The sequence below is a fragment of the Enterobacter sp. HK169 genome, from assembly GCF_001719105.1.
GTDB classification, from domain to species: Bacteria; Pseudomonadota; Gammaproteobacteria; order Enterobacterales; family Enterobacteriaceae; genus Enterobacter; species Enterobacter asburiae_B.
Genome location: NZ_CP017087.1, coordinates 1,250,794 through 1,266,646, shown reverse-complemented (window position 1 = coordinate 1,266,646; position 15,853 = coordinate 1,250,794). Strand labels below are relative to the sequence as shown.

The following is a 15,853-nucleotide window of genomic DNA, read 5'->3' as shown; positions in this document are numbered from 1 at the left end:
GACCCTCCTCGCAGGTCATCTATATAAAACACTTTATAGTGTGTGGGTACTCATAATAAGGAGGCTGTTTATGAGCGTTATGCTTACCGGTTCGGTCAAGGAAAGACGGCACGCCAGCACGATGAATATTGATAGATTGTCCACGCTGGACATGCTGAAAGTCATTCACCAGGATGATGCACTCATTTCTGCTGCGATTACCCCCTGTTTAGATACTATTGCCCGCGTGGTGGACAACGCCGCCGCGACGCTCAGCCACGGCGGTCGCCTGATCGTCGTTGGGGCGGGGCCGTCAGGGCGCGTAGCGCAACAGGTTGCCGATGAATATGCGCCGGGCAAAACCCCTGTGATGGCCGTTACGGCACAAGAAGGGGAAGGGAGCTACGAGCGCGGCGTTGCCGATCTGCAGGCCATCAAGTTTGGTGAACACGATATGATGCTGGCCGTGACCGTCAGCGGAAAAACGCCGTGGGTCTGGGGGGCAATGCGACATGCGTGGTCGCTGGGTTCACCGGTCGCTATTGTTACCGGTGATGCGCAAAGCGAAGCCGCGCAGCTTGCGAGCATGGTTATCGCTCCGGAGCTGGGGGCCGACGTCGTCGCAGGCTATATCAACACCAAAGCGGGGATCGCGCAAAAAATGATCCTCTCGATGATTGCCACCGGGCTGGCCGTCCGAACCGGACGGGTTTACAGCAACCTGCGCGTGGATCTTGAGGCAAGCACGACCAAATGGGCTGAACGGCAAATCGCCATTGTGATGGAAGCGGGGGGATGCACACGGGCCGAGGCAAAAGCCGCGCTGGAGAGCTGTAACCATAACTGTAAAACGGCGGTGTTGATGGTGCTGACGGGGCTGGATGCGTGGAAAGCCCATGAACTGCTGGCGCAAAATAACGGGTTTATCCGCGTGGCGCTGCAGGAAGCGCCGTAATAGAGATAGTGAACAAATAAAAAAGGCCGCAATTGCGGCCTTTGGTATTTTGGGGAATTAGAACTGGTAGGTCATGCCTACGCCAACGATGTCATCAGTTGAGATGCCATTGGCTTCGTAGAAGCTTTCATCGTTGTCCAGCAGGTTGATTTTATAATCAACGTAAGTGGAGAAGTTTTTGTTGAAGCTGTAGGTCATACCGAGATCGATATAGTTCACCAGATCCTGATCAACATAGTCGTAATTATTACCTGGGTTGTAATCATTGCCGCCAATGTCTTAACTTTGGAATAAACCCATGCCAGAGACGGACGCAGGCCGAAGTCGAACTGGTACTGCGCTACGGCTTCAAAGTTCTGGGTCTGGTTGGCGATACCAACATTACCATATGGCGTCATGTTGCGGGTTTCCGCATACATCATGGCCAGGTAAACACCCTGCGCATCATATTTTGCCCCAATGGTCCAGGCTTCAGCGCGTTCGCCACCTGCATATGGGCTGTAGCGGTTGTAGTTACCTGCACCGTATGCAACCTGTTTGTTCGTGCGGTCGGAAGATGAATATGCCGCACCCAGGCTCAGTCCGAAGTCAAAATCATAGGTGGTAGACATACCAAAGCCGTCGCCGTTCTGGAAACGAACATTGTCATGGCCATTTTTCGTGCCTTCCTGACCTTCTGTTGCATCCTGACCTTCGTTCGCACCCTGATACTGCAGCGCGAAATTCAGCCCCTCAGCCAGACCGAAGAAATCCTGGTTACGATAGGTTGCCAGACCGTTAGCACGACCGTTCATAAAGTTATCGGTCCAGGTGTAAGAGTCACCGCCAAATACAGGCAGCATATCGGTCCAGGCTTCAACGTCGTACACGACGCCGTAATTACGGCCATAATCAAATGAACCGTATTCACCATATTTCAGGCCAGCATACGCCAGGCGGTTAAACGATTTGTCACCCGCGCCCTCGGTATTATTAGCGAAGGTTTTATATTCCCACTGGCCGTAACCGATCAGATCGTTAGCGATCTGGGTTTCGCCTTTGAAACCAATCTGCACATAGGTTTCGTCGCCGTCGTCGCCAGGGTTGTCAGAGAAAGTATGACGCGCGTCGACTTTGCCGTACAGGTCAACTTTGTTGCCGTTTTTGTTGTACATTTCAGCCGCATTGGCTGCGCCTGCCATTAATAACGCGGGTACCACAATTGCCAGAACTTTTCTTTTCATTATATATTCCCTTCAAGCATAATTTATATGAATATATGTAATCACCCTCCGCAATTACAGGCTTGATACTATTCCAGGAAGTGTTATTTAGTTTCAAAAATAAATGTAATTAAATCCTATGAAATATTGCCAAACATTTCTATTAATCTCTTTATTTTTCTGCTGAATTAATTCATTGAATTTATACGGTGTAATTATTATTAAGTATTTCGTGGCTCTATTTTTAAATTGATTTAATTCGTCTATGTTATAATTTATGCACTTTTAAACAACAGGATATGACGATGGAACTTGCCCGGTGGCAGCAGCGATTTGAGCGCTGGCTTGAGGAAAACCACAGCACCGACGATACCGCACATGATATTTCGCATTTTCGTCGGGTCTGGATGACGGCGCAAAAAATCATGGCTGATCAGGCGGTGGAGCCGCTGGTGATCCTGACCGCATGCTATTTCCACGATATTGTCAGCCTGCCGAAAAACCATCCCGAACGCGGCCGGTCATCCCAGATGGCAGCGCGCAGGACGTGTGACATTCTGCGCCGCGACTTCCCTGAGTTTCCGCCAGAGCACGCAGCCGCCGTTGCGCACGCGATTGAGGCGCACAGCTTCAGCGCCGGGATTGCGCCACAGAGCATGGAAGCCAAAATTGTGCAGGACGCAGACCGGCTGGAAGCGTTAGGCGCGATCGGCCTGGCGCGCGTCTTTGCCGTCTCGGGCGCGCTGGGCGTGCCGCTTTTTGATGCAGACGATCCCTTTGCCGATGCGCGTATCCTTGATGACCGTGCGTTTGCCCTCGACCATTTTCAGACCAAGCTGCTGCGATTGCCTGATACAATGCAAACGGAAATGGGCCGCGAGCTGGCACGCCACAATGCCGATTTCCTGATCCAGTTTATGGCGAAACTCAGTGCCGAATTACACGGCGACTGCATCGGGCTGGATAGCCAGGTGTTGAGCCGCTTCCGTCGCAGTTTGCGCAACTGAACTGTGGTAATCTGTTTCCAGTCTTTACTCTCCGGTTAAAAGAATGCAGGAAAATCGATCAGTGACAGAGCCCGCGCCCGAGCAGGCTGAGAAATCAACGGCAACGGTGCAGGCGTTGCTGCGCCAGCTGTTGGATATCTATGATGCTAAAACGCTGGCCAATCTGCTGGTGGCGCACGGCGAGAGCCACTGGAGCCCGGCGATCCTTAAGCGTCTGCTGACCAGCGAACGCGCAGGGCGTCGCCTGAGTGAAGGCGAGTTTCGTTATCTGCAAAACCTGCTTCCGCGTCCTCCTGCCGCGCATCCGAACTATGCCTTCCGCTTTATCGATCTGTTTGCCGGTATCGGCGGTATCCGACACGGTTTTGAAGCTATCGGCGGACAGTGCGTGTTTACCAGCGAGTGGAACAAGCATGCCGTCCGGACTTACAAGGCCAACTGGTACTGCGATCCGCACGAGCACCAGTTCAACGCGGATATCCGCGATGTCACCCTGAGCCATAAAAGCGGCGTGAGCGATGAACAGGCCGCCGAGCACATCCGCCAGACGATCCCGGCGCATGACGTGCTGCTGGCCGGCTTCCCGTGTCAGCCCTTCTCGCTGGCCGGTGTCTCCAAAAAGAATGCCCTTGGACGTGCCCACGGCTTTGCCTGCGATACCCAGGGAACGCTGTTTTTTGATGTGGCGCGCATTATTGACGCCCGTCGCCCGGCCATCTTTGTGCTGGAAAACGTCAAAAATCTAAAGAGCCACGACGGCGGAAAAACCTTCCGCATTATTATGCAGACCCTGGATGAGCTGGGTTATGACGTGGCCGACTCGCAGGACATGGGCGCGGACGATCCTAAAATCATTGATGGGAAACATTTTCTGCCCCAGCATCGCGAACGTATCGTGCTGGTGGGTTTCCGCCGCGACCTCAATCTCAAGGGGGATTTCACCCTTCGTGATATCCCGTCTTTGTATCCCGAGCGTCGTCCTACCGTTGCTGACCTGCTGGAACCTGTCGTTGACGCGAAATTTATCCTTACCCCGGTGCTGTGGAAATACCTCTACCGCTATGCCAAGAAACATCAGGCGAAGGGCAACGGCTTCGGTTTTGGGATGGTAAACCCCAACGATCCGCACAGCGTGACCCGTACGTTGTCCGCTCGCTACTATAAGGATGGGGCAGAGATCCTGATCGACAGAGGCTGGGACAAGGCGCTGGGTGAAAAAGATTTCGACGATCCGCACAACCAGCGTCACCGTCCGCGACGCTTAACGCCGCGGGAATGCGCCCGGTTGATGGGATTTGAGACCCCGCAGGGTTACCGCTTCCGCATTCCGGTTTCGGATACCCAGGCGTACCGCCAGTTTGGTAATTCGGTGGTGGTTCCCGCGTTCGCCGCCGTGGCAAAACTGCTGGCCTCGCGCATCAGACAGGCGGTGGCACTCCGTCAGGGTGAGGCCGTCAATGACGGATGTTCACGATAAGGCCACGCGCAGCAAAAATATGCGTGCCATCGGCACGCGTAACACCGCCATCGAAAAGCGCCTGGCCGGGCTGCTGACGCAGGCGGGGTTTGATTTCCGCGTGCAGGATCCCGCGCTTGCGGGTCGCCCGGATTTCGTCATCGACGCCTGGCAGTGCATCATCTTTACCCACGGCTGCTTCTGGCATCACCATGACTGCTACCTGTTTAAGGTTCCCGCGACGCGCACCGATTTCTGGCTGGATAAAATTGGCAAGAACGTCGAGCGCGACAGTCGGGATCTCACCGCGCTGATTGCGCAGGGCTGGCGGGTGCTGATCGTCTGGGAATGTGCGCTGAGAGGCAGATTAAAACTGAACGATACCGATCTGACCGAGCGGCTGGAGGAGTGGATCTGCGGCGGCGGCCAGACCGCGCAGATCGACACGCAGGGTATTCACCTGCTTACGGTTTCTCCACCTCGCAAGGCGTGACCACCGGTTTTGCGGGCAGTAAATATTTGCCCAGAGTGACCAGCACGACGGCAAAAACAATCACCCCTAATGCCAGCCATTCAACGGAAGAGAGCGTTTCTCCCCCCAATCCCGTCCCGAGCAGCACGGCCACGACCGGGTTGACGTAGGCATAGCTGGTGGCGACTGCCGGCGAGACATTGCGGATCAGGAACATATAGGCGTTAATGGCGATGATGGAACCAAACAGCGCCAGGTAGCCTACCGCCAGAAAGCCCGACAGCGGCGGCAGGGTCGTCAGCTTTTCTCCCGTCAGCGTGGAGGCGAGCAGCAGTACAATCCCGGCGGCGAGCATCTCAATCGCGCCCGCCATCATGCCGGTCGGCAGTTCGATACGCGAACCGTAGACGGAACCAAACGCCCAGCTCATCGAGCCAATCAGAATGATGATTGCGCCCCACGGATTCCCGCTCAGGTTACCGCCGCTGTTCAGCAGAATGATGCCGGCAAGGCCAATACCAATCCCCAGCCATTCCAGCTTGCGGGTGCGGATACCGAAAAGGCGGCTAAAGCAGAGGGTAAACAGCGGTACGGTGGCAACGACCACGGCGGCGATCCCGGACGGTACGTTCTGGTGCTCGGCAATCGTTACAAACCCATTTCCCACCGCCAGCAGCAGCAGGCCGATTAGGGCGGCATTCAGCATCGGGCGCAGAGGGGGAAGCTTATGCCCGCGCAGCAGCAGGAAGGCCAGCAGCAGCACGCCAGCCGAGAGAAAGCGGATGCCCGCCATCATCAGTGGCGGCCAGCTTTCCACGCCGATGCGAATGACAAAGTAGGTTGAGCCCCAGATGATGTACAGCGAAAAGAGTGCCCCAATGAGCGGAAGCAAGTGCCGGAAACGCATAATCCCTCACGACGAAATAAAAAGGTCGCTGATAGTAAACGCGAAAACTATCGCGCTGGCGAGCCCTTTAATTGTGTAGCTGATGTGAATTTTTTGTTGACGCGAGGTGGGTGTTTCCGGGTTTGCGCTTTTGCTCCATACTATTCACTTAATTACCAAAAAATGAAGGATTAAGATTTTGGCAGGAAGTAGCTTATTAACATTGCTGGATGATATTGCGACCTTACTGGATGACATTTCAGTGATGGGGAAACTGGCGGCGAAAAAAACCGCAGGGGTGCTGGGAGATGATTTATCGCTTAACGCCCAACAGGTGAGTGGGGTAAGGGCTAACCGTGAACTGCCGGTGGTGTGGGGCGTGGCAAAAGGCTCCTTCCTGAATAAGGTGATTCTGGTCCCGCTGGCGCTGCTGATCAGCGCGTTTATTCCCTGGGCCATCACGCCGCTGCTGATGATTGGCGGGGCATTTCTCTGCTTCGAGGGCGTAGAGAAGGTCCTGCACTCCTTTAGCGCGCGCAAGCAGAGCGATACGCCGGAGATGCGCCAGCAGCGTCTTGAAGCGCTGGCCGCTCAGGATCCGAAAACCTTCGAGCGCGATAAGGTCAAAGGCGCTATTCGGACCGACTTTATCCTGTCCGCAGAGATTGTCGCCATTACGCTGGGCATCGTGTCTGACGCGCCGCTCCTGAATCAGGTTCTGATCCTCTCCGGCATCGCCATTCTGGTCACCGTCGGCGTCTACGGCCTGGTGGGACTGATCGTCAAGCTGGATGATATCGGCTACTGGCTGGAGGAGAAATCGAGCGCGGTGGCAAGAGGCATCGGCAAAAGCCTGCTGGTGCTGGCTCCGTGGCTGATGAAGAGTTTGTCGGTGGTGGGCACGCTGGCGATGTTCCTCGTGGGCGGCGGGATCGTGGTGCACGGTATCGCGCCGCTGCACCATGCGATCGAACATTTTTCCTCGGCGCAGGGGGCCGTTGTCGCGGCGATTCTGCCCACGCTGCTGAATCTGGTGCTGGGCTTCATCATTGGCGCTATCGTGGTCGCGGCGGTGAAGCTGGTTGAAAAAATTCGCGGCACGTCGCACTAATTGTTACCCGTTATGGGATGCAAAAAGACCATTCCTCGTCTAAATTGAAACAGTTTCACCCTGATACAGGAGGCAGGTATGGTCTTTTTGGTCAGTGATGAAGTTAAGCCTAAGAAGGGCGGCCCACGTATGATTGTGACCGGGTATTCCAGCGGAATGGTGGAATGTCGGTGGCACGATGGCTATGGCATCAAGCGGGAAGCATTTCGTGAAGATGAGCTTCAGCCGGGGGACGGGCAGCACCAGCGGGATAAGGCTTAATCACATAACGCCCGGCTTTGCCGGGCGTTTTTATCTCCAGTACCGGGTGTAAGGCAGCGATCAGGGAGTGTGTGTGCAGCGCGATACCTTTGTTGTAAGACAATCTTTTTTGCAATGGCTGCATAAGCGTAGCAATCCGGGGTTGATTGTTAATCTCTGTTTCCTGGTTGTTCTGGTATTTTCGACTCTACTGACCTGGCGTGAAGTGGTGGTACTGGAAGAAGCGTACATCTCCAGCCAGCGTAACCATCTGGATACGGTCGCCAGTTCGCTGGACAGGCAGCTGCAGAACAGCGTCGACAGGATGCTGTTGTTCCGTCAGGGCATGCATGATGCGATCCAGACGCCGCTGGCATTTGATGTACTTCAGAATGCGGTGTCACGCTTTAGCTCAGTCCGCATGCTCCCCACCTGGCAGCTTGCCGTTGATAAAAAACGCACCCTTCCCATTAACGGTGTCTCGGATGCCTTCGTCGAGAAAACCACGTTTCTGAATCGTGACGCCGAACGCCTCAGCCACGAGATTTCTGCCACGCTCGAAGTGGGGTATCTGCTCAGGCTGGCGTCGTCGAGAGCACAAACGGAAGCGCGCGTGATCTACGTCTCCCGCGCCGGGTTTTTCATTTCCACCGATACGCCGGATCAGGCGGGCGACATTACCTCCCGCTATTACCATCTTGTCACGCAGTCCTGGTTTACCCAGCAGTCAGAACGGAACAATCGCGCTCGCGCGGTGCGCTGGTTCATCTCCACCCCCTCATCCTGGACCAATGATGAACGTATGATCACCGCCAGCGTTCCCATCTATTTCGACCATTACTGGTATGGCGTCGTGGCGATGGATTTTACGTTGGGCACCATGCAGCGTCTGCTGGCCGATGCGACGGAAGACCGAACGGAAGGGGAGTATCAGCTGTACGATACCCGGCTCAATATGATTGCCACCTCTGCCCATACGGAAAACGCGGTTAACCATTTTGACGAACGCGAAACGGCGCAGATTGCGCAGGCGATTGAGCACGCCACCGGCGGCGGGATCCGCCTCGGAAGCCGTTTTGTGAGCTGGGAACGACTCGATCACTTCGACGGCGTTGTCCTGCGGATCCACACCCTGCACGAAGGGGTACAGGACGACTTCGGCAGCATCAGTATCGTGCTGGCGCTGATGTGGGCGCTCTTTACCGCCATGCTGTTGATCTCGTGGCTGGTGATCCGTCGTATGGTGAGTAACATGTACACGCTTCAGCACTCGCTCCAGTGGCAGGCCTGGCATGATCCGCTTACCCGGCTGAATAATCGCGGCGCGCTGTTCGACCGCGCAAAATTGCTGGCGGAAACCTGTCGCCAGCAGTCGCTGCCGTTCTCGGTGATTCAGATCGATCTCGACCATTTTAAAAACATCAACGACCGCTTCGGCCATCAGGCCGGGGATAAGGTGCTCTCCCACACGGCAGGCCTGATTGCCAGCGCGTTACGCAAGAATGATGTGGCAGGGCGCGTAGGCGGGGAAGAGTTTTGCGTCGTCCTGCCGGGGATCGGTCTGGAGGAGGCGAGAAGCGTCGCGGACCGTATACGTTGCCGGATCAACAGTAAGGAGATCCTGGTGAAGAAGAGCACGACCCTGCGCGTCAGCGCGTCGCTGGGGGTCAGCAGCGCGGATGAAGCGGGTAACTACGAGTTTGAACAGCTGCAGTCCGTGGCGGACGTCCGGCTGTATCAGGCCAAACAGAGCGGGCGTAACCGGGTCGTCTGGCGGGATTAGGAGAGGAAGTGATCCAGCCCCTCCTGCCAGCCCGCCGGGCCGGGCTGCCGGGTGTGATAAACCCGGGCAGGGTTATCGTCCCGTAGCGTGATGCCCTGGCGGTTAATGCCCTTAATCACCACCGCGAAGTCAACGCTGTCGAGCAGCGGCGCATCATTGGGACCGTCGCCGAGCCCCAGCGTGGTGGGTTCAATCTCTTCCAGCTCGCGGTATTGCTCAATCAGCCAGTTCACCGCAACGTCTTTGCCGCAGCGGGCGTCCAGAACATGCCAGAAGCGTGCGCCCTGCAGGCATTTCAGGCCGACATTCGCCAGCTCCTCTTCAAACTGGACCAGTTTCTCGTCGGTATCGCGCCAGATGAGCGTGACGGACGCTTCATGCTTGCGGGCAAGCGCCGAACGGTAGCGCGTCAGGCCGGTCCACTCGCTGATAACGTGCTCATCCACGTCGTCAAAGGTAGTGAATTTATAGCCCGTCTGCAGGCGAATTTGTTCGATTCGCGGGCGAATATCCCGGTGCGTCATCCCCCTTATCTGGCGCTGAACCTTATCCCAGCGCACGTCAGGCTGAATCACCGCGCCGTTCTCGGCAATAAAAGGCAAGCCTTCCAGCCCCAGATCCAGCTGGAGATCGAGCATCTCTGCCGCGGTCTTGCTGCTGCAAAGAATAACCGGAACCTGATTATCCAGCAGCCTGTCCAGCCAGGGCATGGCGGGTTGCCACTCATAGGTGTGAATATCCAGCAGTGAACCATCCAGGTCAGAGAAAATCAGCAATGTATCCCGCAATGAAGGCATAGCGACTCCTGGTAACAGATGCGTCTCGCTCTAAGAAAATTCCTAAAAAATAATGAAGGCGAAAACCGGAGAAAAGAGGAATGCTCCTGGCAAACCCGCATTCGGCGTGTGTTATTGCTCATAACAAAAAGCATTATGTTAAAAATATTATATTCATCGTAAGAATATATGCTTGTCAGCCAAATTCGTTGGGGATAGTGTGGCATGTACATCAGATTTCCTGGTGTAACGAATTTTCAAGTGCTTCTTGCATAAGCAAGTTTTGATCCCGGTCATCCCCATGGCCGGGATTTTTTTCGCCCTACCGATTGGCTTCAGACACGCTAAAGTCGTGAATATCAAGCTCGAAGGCCTCCGCCAGCTCGCGATAGGTGTGATAATCCCTTCCGTTGACAATGACGCGGTCCGAATTGTCGTCCGACCGGCGGACTTCTGACTCACTGATCTCATTGATGGCGGCCAGCAGGGCATCGACATCCACCTCGACTTCGCGCTTGATGGTGTCGCTGTACTCTTTATCGGTCTTCATTACGGGGTTCCTCTTTCAGCCGTGTCCAACGGTAAGTATAGACTGTGTATAAAAACGCCAATCACGCCGGGCGGCGATGTGCGTTTTTGCGTTTTGTTCTACACTGGCTCAAAACCAGAGGAGGAATGTATGAAGGTCAACGATCGGGTAACCGTTAAAACGGACGGTGGGCCGCGCCGCCCGGGTGTGGTGCTGGCAATTGAAGAGTTTAGCGAAGGCACAATGTACCTGGTATCGCTTGAAGACTACCCGCTCGGCATCTGGTTTTTTAACGAACTGGGGCATCCGGACGGCATTTTTGTCGAGAAGGCGGAGTAGCACGGCGTCGGGTAGCACATCGCGTGCCCGACAACCTTTCCAGAAGCAAAAATCTCTGGCCAGGCCAGAGATCAAAGGTAGGGTGCACAGGTCTTAAGCGACTAACGCATGTTGACGAAAATCCCGTTCGTCACATTATCGGTCAGGCGTACCACGTGGTAGATCACTTGCTTATTATGCGTTTTAATTTTCCTTTTAATATTTCCTTTGTGTGACGAAACGGTTTTCGCTTTAATATTCATCTGGTCAGAGATCTGAATAGTTCCTTGTCCCGCCATCCACATTCGCAGCATACTTGATTCAGTCCTGCTTAATGATAGGGTGGGTAAGTTAACCGCTCCTACATTTTTAACTTCTTTATTCAAATAATCACCCAGAATGTCATCCAGCGACTCGGGTTTAATCGATTTAGAACTGATCAATAAATTTTTACGGACCAACAAATACTCATCGAAATGGATATTCGCGATCGCCATAAAAACAATAAACAGGGTTTTTGGATGCTGATTAATGATTTGCTTAATGCGCTGACTGTTGGCTGGATCGTGAATGAAACAGTCCTCATTAATAAACACCACGCCTGGTTTTAGTTCGTCACAAGCGGCTGCGAGTTCGTCAACGGTGTGTGCATCGTTGATGTCTCTCTTTCTTACCCCTCTGCTTGCCAGGTACCCGGTTAACCCTAGCCGGGTGTAGCTGCATAAATCCATAATGATCGTTGACATGGCATACCCTCACTCAATGCGTAACGATAATTCACCATCTGCCTGAGAGCTCAAAACAGCCATACGGGATGGAAAAAAATAATAAACCTGTGAGCATGACAAAGACTTTCAGGCGGACTCACTATCCCGTAAAGTTACGTATAATTTGCCAGGAATCTTCTTAAAGTAAAGTAAATATTAAGTATTGTGAGATGGTTAGAAACAATTAAACCGCGTCAGATATATCCTGGAAGATGTTTTACGCATTTTATTTTAGGAATATCCTCAGAAAGACAATGGCAACAGTGAGGGTTATTATTTACGTGGCAGCTCGCTGACAATATCCGCTAACAGGTTGAATATCTCGCCGAATAAATGTTCACAGAAGGGAGCGATAAGTGGCATCAGTAATGACATTAATAAAATCCCCACCGTCAGCGTCAGCGGAAAACCAATGACAAACACTGAAAGCTGCGGCGCCATTCGGTTGAGTAAACCTAACGCAAGGTTGACGGTCAGCAGCAGGGTGATGATCGGCAGCGCCAGCATCAGCCCGTTGAGGAAAATCAGCCCCGCAGCGCGGGTAAGCGCGAGGAAAGCGTTGCTGTTCACCGGATTTTCGCCAATCGGCAGCGTATGGAAGGTATCCACCAGCATGGAGATAAGCCAGAGATGGCCGTTGAACGACAGGAACAGCAGCATGGCGAGCAGATCGATAATGCGCGCCAGCACGGGCATGTTGAGATGACTGCCGGGATCGACAAACGTGGCGAACGAGAGCCCCATCTGCAGGCCGATCAGTTCCCCTGCGGTACGCACCGCGGCAAAGGCGAGCTGCATGGTAAAGCCGACGGCGACGCCAATCATCACCTGCTGCAGGGCCACCCACACCGCGTTCGCCGAGAAGATCGGAATATCCACGGGGGGAAGAGAGGGCGCGACGATAATGGAGATGATAATGCCCAGCCCCACCTTGACGCGCTTGGGTATCGATTTCTCACTGAGAATCGGGGCGGTGGATATCAGCGCCATGATGCGCAGCATCGGCCAAAAATAGACGCCGAGCCACTGAACCCACTGGTCGCTGGTGAAGTGCAGCATCGTCAGGTCAGCCGATGATGTACGGCAGATTGGTAAACAGGTTGCGCATATAGTCCAGCAACAGGTTCAGCATCCACGGCCCGGCCACGATAATCGCCACGAACACGGCGATGATTTTCGGGATGAACGACAGCGTCATTTCGTTAATCTGCGTGGCGGCCTGCAGGATACTGATAATCAGACCGGTAACCAGCGCGACAAGCAGCAGCGGCGCGGCAACGGCAATCGCGATTTTCATCGCTTCCGTGCCCATCATCATGACCGATTCGGGTGTCATTGCCGTTCCTTAACTGTAGAAACTCTGCGCCAGCGAACTGACCAGCAGCTGCCAGCCGTCGACCAGTACAAAGAGCATGATCTTAAAGGGCAGGGCAATGGTCGCGGGCGGCACCATCATCATCCCGAGCGCCATCAGGACGCTGGCGATCACCAGGTCGATAATCAGGAACGGAATAAAGATGGTAAAGCCAATCTGGAACGCGGTTTTCAGCTCGCTGGTGACATAGGCAGGCAGAAGAATACGCATTGGCACCGCTTCCGGTCCCTGCATCTCGCCGGTGTTGGACAGGCGGGCAAAGAGGGCCAGGTCGGCTTCGCGCGTCTGGCGCAGCATAAATTCCCGCAGCGGCTGCGCGCCTTTATCCAGCGCCTCCTGCATGGAGATTTTGTCTTCGCTGAACGGCTGATAGGCGTCGGTATAAATCTTGTCGATAACCGGCGACATAATGAAAAAGGTCAAAAACAGCGCCAGCCCCAGCAGAACCTGGTTTGGCGGCGCGGAAGGGGTTCCCAGCGCGTTTCGCAGCAGACCAAAGACGATGATGATGCGGGTGAAGCTGGTCATCATCAGCAGGATGGCCGGAATAAACGTCAGCGAGGTGATGAACACCAGCGTCTGCACCGGAAGCGACCAGCTTTGTCCGCCGCCCGCGAGAGGGGTGGAGACCAGACCGGGCAGCTGTGCATAGACCGCGGGAGCAAACAGGCCAACGCCCGCAAGCGTCAGGGATAACAAACGGCGCATCAGGATCTCCCGGAACGCTTAAGCAAACTCTTCATGACGGACTGAAAATCCGCAGGGGCGTCTGCGCGCTCGTCCACCACAACAGGGGCGGGCGGCAGCTTATGTAATACGCTGATGTTTGAGGCCGTGACGCCCAGGACCAGGCGCGCGTCGTCTACCTCGACGATGACCACGCGCTCGCGTGGACCCAGCGTGGTGCTGGCGCTGACCTTCAGGCCGCGGGCACCGGCGGTTTTACCCGCCAGGCCAAAGCGTTTCGCCAGCCAGGCGGCGATAAGAATAAAGGCAATAATACCGAACAATGCCCCGCTCACCTGGAGCAGAGGCGAGCCGGGAACGGCAGAAGGCTGTGATATTGTTGCCTGGGTTTTCATGCTTAACGGCTCAGACGACGCATACGTTCAGACGGGGTAATGATGTCGGTGATGCGTACGCCGTATTTATCGGCAACCACCACCACTTCACCCTGGGCAATCAGATAACCGTTGATCAGAATATCCAGCGGCTCGCCGGCCAGACCGTCAAGGGCCACCACGGAACCCTGCGTCAGGCGCAGCAGCTCTTTAATGGTCATGCGGGTGCGTCCCAGCTCAACGGTCAGCTTAACCGGGATATCCATAATCAGGTCGATGTCCTGCAGCGTGCCGCTGACGTCACCGCCGCCGAGCTGCTGGAATACGGCATCCGCTGCACTTTTGGCCGGGGGTGCTTTTTGCTCGTTTAACGCGTCAGCCCACAGATCGTCCAGTGCTCCGCTGTTCTCATCGGACGGATTGTTCATGTCACTCATTTGGGCTGTTCCTCATTCAGCGAATTCAAAATCGGGTTGATCAAGTGCTCAACGCGTAACGCATACTGACCGTTAATCGTGCCGTACTGGCTTGTCAGCACGGGGACACCATCCACATGGGCAATAATGCGGTCGGGTTTTTCTATCGGCAAAACATCACCGGGTTGTAATTTCAGGATCTGAGATAACCGCAGCGGGATATCGGCGAAGCTCGCCACCAGCTCAAGCTGCGAATGCTGGACCTGGCGGACCAGGTTTTCACGCCAGTTCTGGTCTTCGTTGCGGGAGTTCTCCAGCGGCGGGTTCACCAGCAGCTCGCGCAGCGGTTCGATCATGCTGAACGGCAGGCAGATGTTGAACTCGCCGGTCAGGTTACCGATCTCCACGTGGAACGGCGTGTTAACGACGATATCGTTCGGGGAGGTGGTGATATTGGTAAATTTCACCTGCATCTCAGAACGGACGTACTCCACTTCCAGCGGGTTAATCGCTTTCCACGCGTCGCTGTAAGATTCCAGCGCCAGCTTCAGCATGCGGTTAATGACGCGCTGTTCGGTATGGGTGAATTCACGACCTTCTACTTTGGTCGGGAAACGCCCGTCGCCGCCGAACAGGTTATCCACCGCGATGAACACCAGGCTTGGCGAAAACACCACCAGACCGGTGCCGCGCAGCGGCTTCAGATGAATCAGGTTAAGGTTGGTTGGCACCGGCAGGTTGCGGGCAAACTCGTGATACGGCTGAATGCGGATCGCACCCACCGTAATATCCGGGCTACGACGCAGCAGGTTAAACAGCCCCATACGGAACTGACGTGCAAAACGTTCGTTAATGATCTCCAGCGCCTGCAGACGTTCACGTACCACGCGACGCTGGGTATTCGGGTCATAGGGACGAATATCGCTATCGCCGCCGATACCCGGTTTAGGATCATCATTGTTATCGCTGTCGCCGTTGAGCAGCGCATCGATTTCTGCCTGAGAAAGAATACTGTCGCCCATGTCGTTACCGCAGAATGAATGCTGTATACAGAACGTCAGTGACTTCCTGCTTAGGTTGGCCGTTTACCAGCGGGGTCGCCAGCGTTTGTTTAATGGCGTCGACCAGCTTTTGCTTACCCACATCGGTAGCCAGCGCCGAAGCGTCCTGACGAGAGAACAGCAGCAGAAGGCGGCTACGCACTTCAGGAAGGTAATCGTTCAGACGTGAACGGGTGGCTTCATCTTTCAGGCGCAGCGTAATGCCAACGTAAAGCACGCGATCCGCATCACCCAGGTTGACGGTGAAGGTATCCAGCGGGAAGAACACTGGAGCCGGCGGAGGCGGTGCTTCAGCTTTGGCTGCAGCGGTGGTCGGTTCCTGCTGCATACGCCAGTAACTATAGCCCGCGGTAGCGCAGGCGGCGAGCGTGATCAACACCAGCAGCGGGATCCAGATGGAACGCTTACTTTTTTTGGTGATAGCGGAGTCAGTCATCTGATACGAGCTTCCTGTTTCGG

General features: G+C 54.9%; 18 protein-coding genes and 2 pseudogenes. 8 read left to right on the top strand and 12 right to left on the bottom strand.

Annotated features, from left to right (window positions below):
- Positions 1 to 70: 70 nt before the first annotated feature.
- Positions 71 to 934: an N-acetylmuramic acid 6-phosphate etherase gene (locus EnteroDNA1_RS06140; RefSeq protein WP_069303032.1), complete on the top strand. Its 864-nt coding sequence runs from the start codon at positions 71 to 73 to the stop codon at positions 932 to 934.
- A gap of 57 nt (positions 935 to 991) precedes the next feature.
- Here EnteroDNA1_RS06140 and ompC read toward each other — a convergent pair.
- Positions 992 to 2,157, bottom strand: a pseudogene (gene ompC / locus EnteroDNA1_RS06135) (porin OmpC).
- A 284-nt stretch (positions 2,158 to 2,441) separates the two neighbouring features.
- On the opposite strand from ompC, the gene EnteroDNA1_RS06130 reads away from it, so the two are divergent.
- The 3 genes from EnteroDNA1_RS06130 to EnteroDNA1_RS06120 all read left to right on the top strand — a co-directional run bounded on the left by EnteroDNA1_RS06130 (position 2,442) and on the right by EnteroDNA1_RS06120 (position 5,092).
- Positions 2,442 to 3,143: a phosphohydrolase gene (locus EnteroDNA1_RS06130; protein ID WP_064672753.1), complete on the top strand. Its 702-nt coding sequence runs from the start codon at positions 2,442 to 2,444 to the stop codon at positions 3,141 to 3,143.
- A 61-nt stretch (positions 3,144 to 3,204) separates the two neighbouring features.
- The gene (locus EnteroDNA1_RS06125; protein ID WP_069303031.1) at positions 3,205 to 4,620 is read left to right on the top strand and encodes a DNA cytosine methyltransferase; all 1,416 of its coding nucleotides are present in this window, start codon (positions 3,205 to 3,207) and stop codon (positions 4,618 to 4,620) included.
- The gene (locus EnteroDNA1_RS06120; RefSeq protein WP_047061127.1) at positions 4,601 to 5,092 is read left to right on the top strand and encodes a very short patch repair endonuclease; all 492 of its coding nucleotides are present in this window, start codon (positions 4,601 to 4,603) and stop codon (positions 5,090 to 5,092) included. The genes EnteroDNA1_RS06125 and EnteroDNA1_RS06120 overlap by 20 nt, the downstream gene beginning before the upstream one ends.
- On the opposite strand, the gene yedA is transcribed toward EnteroDNA1_RS06120, so the two are convergent.
- On the bottom strand, positions 5,064 to 5,978 hold the full coding sequence (gene yedA / locus EnteroDNA1_RS06115) for a drug/metabolite exporter YedA (RefSeq protein ID WP_069303030.1): 915 nt from the start codon (positions 5,976 to 5,978) through the stop codon (positions 5,064 to 5,066). The genes EnteroDNA1_RS06120 and yedA overlap by 29 nt on opposite strands.
- 178 nt (positions 5,979 to 6,156) lie before the next feature.
- On the opposite strand from yedA, the gene EnteroDNA1_RS06110 reads away from it, so the two are divergent.
- The 3 genes from EnteroDNA1_RS06110 (at position 6,157) to dgcQ (ending at position 9,091) form a co-directional block, all read left to right on the top strand.
- Positions 6,157 to 7,068, top strand: a complete 912-nt coding sequence (locus tag EnteroDNA1_RS06110; protein WP_032658668.1) for a DUF808 domain-containing protein — start codon at positions 6,157 to 6,159, stop codon at positions 7,066 to 7,068.
- 78 nt (positions 7,069 to 7,146) lie between these two features.
- The gene (locus tag EnteroDNA1_RS06105) at positions 7,147 to 7,329 is read left to right on the top strand and encodes a YodC family protein (protein ID WP_023312315.1); all 183 of its coding nucleotides are present in this window, start codon (positions 7,147 to 7,149) and stop codon (positions 7,327 to 7,329) included.
- Between the two features lie 73 nt (positions 7,330 to 7,402).
- Positions 7,403 to 9,091: a cellulose biosynthesis regulator diguanylate cyclase DgcQ gene (gene dgcQ, locus EnteroDNA1_RS06100; protein ID WP_064672749.1), complete on the top strand. Its 1,689-nt coding sequence runs from the start codon at positions 7,403 to 7,405 to the stop codon at positions 9,089 to 9,091.
- On the opposite strand, the gene EnteroDNA1_RS06095 is transcribed toward dgcQ, so the two are convergent.
- Together EnteroDNA1_RS06095 and yodD are read right to left on the bottom strand one after the other, a co-directional pair.
- Positions 9,088 to 9,888 carry a mannosyl-3-phosphoglycerate phosphatase-related protein gene (locus EnteroDNA1_RS06095; RefSeq protein WP_033145905.1) on the bottom strand — a complete coding sequence of 267 codons (801 nt, stop codon included), beginning with the start codon at positions 9,886 to 9,888 and terminating at the stop codon, positions 9,088 to 9,090. The genes dgcQ and EnteroDNA1_RS06095 overlap by 4 nt on opposite strands.
- Positions 9,889 to 10,189: 301 nt before the next feature.
- Positions 10,190 to 10,417 carry a YodD family peroxide/acid resistance protein gene (gene yodD, locus EnteroDNA1_RS06090; protein ID WP_008500310.1) on the bottom strand — a complete coding sequence of 76 codons (228 nt, stop codon included), beginning with the start codon at positions 10,415 to 10,417 and terminating at the stop codon, positions 10,190 to 10,192.
- Between the two features lie 129 nt (positions 10,418 to 10,546).
- Between yodD and dsrB the strand changes: the two genes are divergently transcribed.
- Positions 10,547 to 10,735, top strand: a complete 189-nt coding sequence (dsrB, locus tag EnteroDNA1_RS22450; protein ID WP_013097741.1) for a protein DsrB — start codon at positions 10,547 to 10,549, stop codon at positions 10,733 to 10,735.
- A 101-nt stretch (positions 10,736 to 10,836) separates the two neighbouring features.
- On the opposite strand, the gene rcsA is transcribed toward dsrB, so the two are convergent.
- The 8 genes and pseudogenes from rcsA to fliL all read right to left on the bottom strand — a co-directional run bounded on the left by rcsA (position 10,837) and on the right by fliL (position 15,830).
- Entirely contained in the window at positions 10,837 to 11,460 is a 624-nt protein-coding gene (gene rcsA / locus EnteroDNA1_RS06080) for a transcriptional regulator RcsA (protein WP_069303029.1), read from the bottom strand.
- Between the two features lie 287 nt (positions 11,461 to 11,747).
- Positions 11,748 to 12,540: pseudogene (fliR, locus tag EnteroDNA1_RS06075) on the bottom strand (flagellar biosynthetic protein FliR); the annotation flags it as partial.
- 7 nt (positions 12,541 to 12,547) lie between these two features.
- Positions 12,548 to 12,817, bottom strand: coding sequence for a flagellar biosynthesis protein FliQ (gene fliQ / locus EnteroDNA1_RS06070; protein WP_008500315.1), 270 nt, complete (start codon positions 12,815 to 12,817; stop codon positions 12,548 to 12,550).
- A gap of 9 nt (positions 12,818 to 12,826) precedes the next feature.
- Positions 12,827 to 13,564, bottom strand: a complete 738-nt coding sequence (gene fliP, locus EnteroDNA1_RS06065) for a flagellar type III secretion system pore protein FliP (protein ID WP_033145903.1) — start codon at positions 13,562 to 13,564, stop codon at positions 12,827 to 12,829.
- Entirely contained in the window at positions 13,564 to 13,938 is a 375-nt protein-coding gene (gene fliO, locus EnteroDNA1_RS06060; protein ID WP_023312309.1) for a flagellar biosynthetic protein FliO, read from the bottom strand. Before fliO ends, fliP begins: the two co-directional genes overlap by 1 nt.
- Positions 13,939 to 13,940: 2 nt before the next feature.
- Positions 13,941 to 14,354: a flagellar motor switch protein FliN gene (fliN, locus tag EnteroDNA1_RS06055; protein ID WP_023312308.1), complete on the bottom strand. Its 414-nt coding sequence runs from the start codon at positions 14,352 to 14,354 to the stop codon at positions 13,941 to 13,943.
- Positions 14,351 to 15,355 (bottom strand): flagellar motor switch protein FliM, encoded by a 1,005-nt coding sequence (gene fliM, locus EnteroDNA1_RS06050; protein ID WP_023336184.1) that lies wholly within the window; start codon positions 15,353 to 15,355, stop codon positions 14,351 to 14,353. Before fliM ends, fliN begins: the two co-directional genes overlap by 4 nt.
- A 4-nt stretch (positions 15,356 to 15,359) precedes the next feature.
- Positions 15,360 to 15,830 carry a flagellar basal body-associated protein FliL gene (gene fliL, locus EnteroDNA1_RS06045; RefSeq protein WP_023312306.1) on the bottom strand — a complete coding sequence of 157 codons (471 nt, stop codon included), beginning with the start codon at positions 15,828 to 15,830 and terminating at the stop codon, positions 15,360 to 15,362.
- Positions 15,831 to 15,853: the final 23 nt, after the last annotated feature.

Bases quoted from the DNA above. Each gene is read 5' to 3' on its own strand.
- EnteroDNA1_RS06140 (WP_069303032.1), top strand. From the start codon at position 71: ATGAGCGTTATGCTTACCGGTTCGGTCAAGGAAAGACGGCACGCCAGC.
- EnteroDNA1_RS06130 (WP_064672753.1), top strand. From the start codon at position 2,442: ATGGAACTTGCCCGGTGGCAGCAGCGATTTGAGCGCTGGCTTGAGGAA.
- EnteroDNA1_RS06120 (WP_047061127.1), top strand. From the start codon at position 4,601: ATGACGGATGTTCACGATAAGGCCACGCGCAGCAAAAATATGCGTGCC.
- yedA (WP_069303030.1), bottom strand. From the start codon at position 5,978: ATGCGTTTCCGGCACTTGCTTCCGCTCATTGGGGCACTCTTTTCGCTG.
- EnteroDNA1_RS06105 (WP_023312315.1), top strand. From the start codon at position 7,147: ATGGTCTTTTTGGTCAGTGATGAAGTTAAGCCTAAGAAGGGCGGCCCA.
- EnteroDNA1_RS06095 (WP_033145905.1), bottom strand. From the start codon at position 9,888: ATGCCTTCATTGCGGGATACATTGCTGATTTTCTCTGACCTGGATGGT.
- yodD (WP_008500310.1), bottom strand. From the start codon at position 10,417: ATGAAGACCGATAAAGAGTACAGCGACACCATCAAGCGCGAAGTCGAG.
- dsrB (WP_013097741.1), top strand. From the start codon at position 10,547: ATGAAGGTCAACGATCGGGTAACCGTTAAAACGGACGGTGGGCCGCGC.
- rcsA (WP_069303029.1), bottom strand. From the start codon at position 11,460: ATGTCAACGATCATTATGGATTTATGCAGCTACACCCGGCTAGGGTTA.
- fliQ (WP_008500315.1), bottom strand. From the start codon at position 12,817: ATGACACCCGAATCGGTCATGATGATGGGCACGGAAGCGATGAAAATC.
- fliP (WP_033145903.1), bottom strand. From the start codon at position 13,564: ATGCGCCGTTTGTTATCCCTGACGCTTGCGGGCGTTGGCCTGTTTGCT.
- fliO (WP_023312309.1), bottom strand. From the start codon at position 13,938: ATGAAAACCCAGGCAACAATATCACAGCCTTCTGCCGTTCCCGGCTCG.
- fliN (WP_023312308.1), bottom strand. From the start codon at position 14,354: ATGAGTGACATGAACAATCCGTCCGATGAGAACAGCGGAGCACTGGAC.
- fliM (WP_023336184.1), bottom strand. From the start codon at position 15,355: ATGGGCGACAGTATTCTTTCTCAGGCAGAAATCGATGCGCTGCTCAAC.
- fliL (WP_023312306.1), bottom strand. From the start codon at position 15,830: ATGACTGACTCCGCTATCACCAAAAAAAGTAAGCGTTCCATCTGGATC.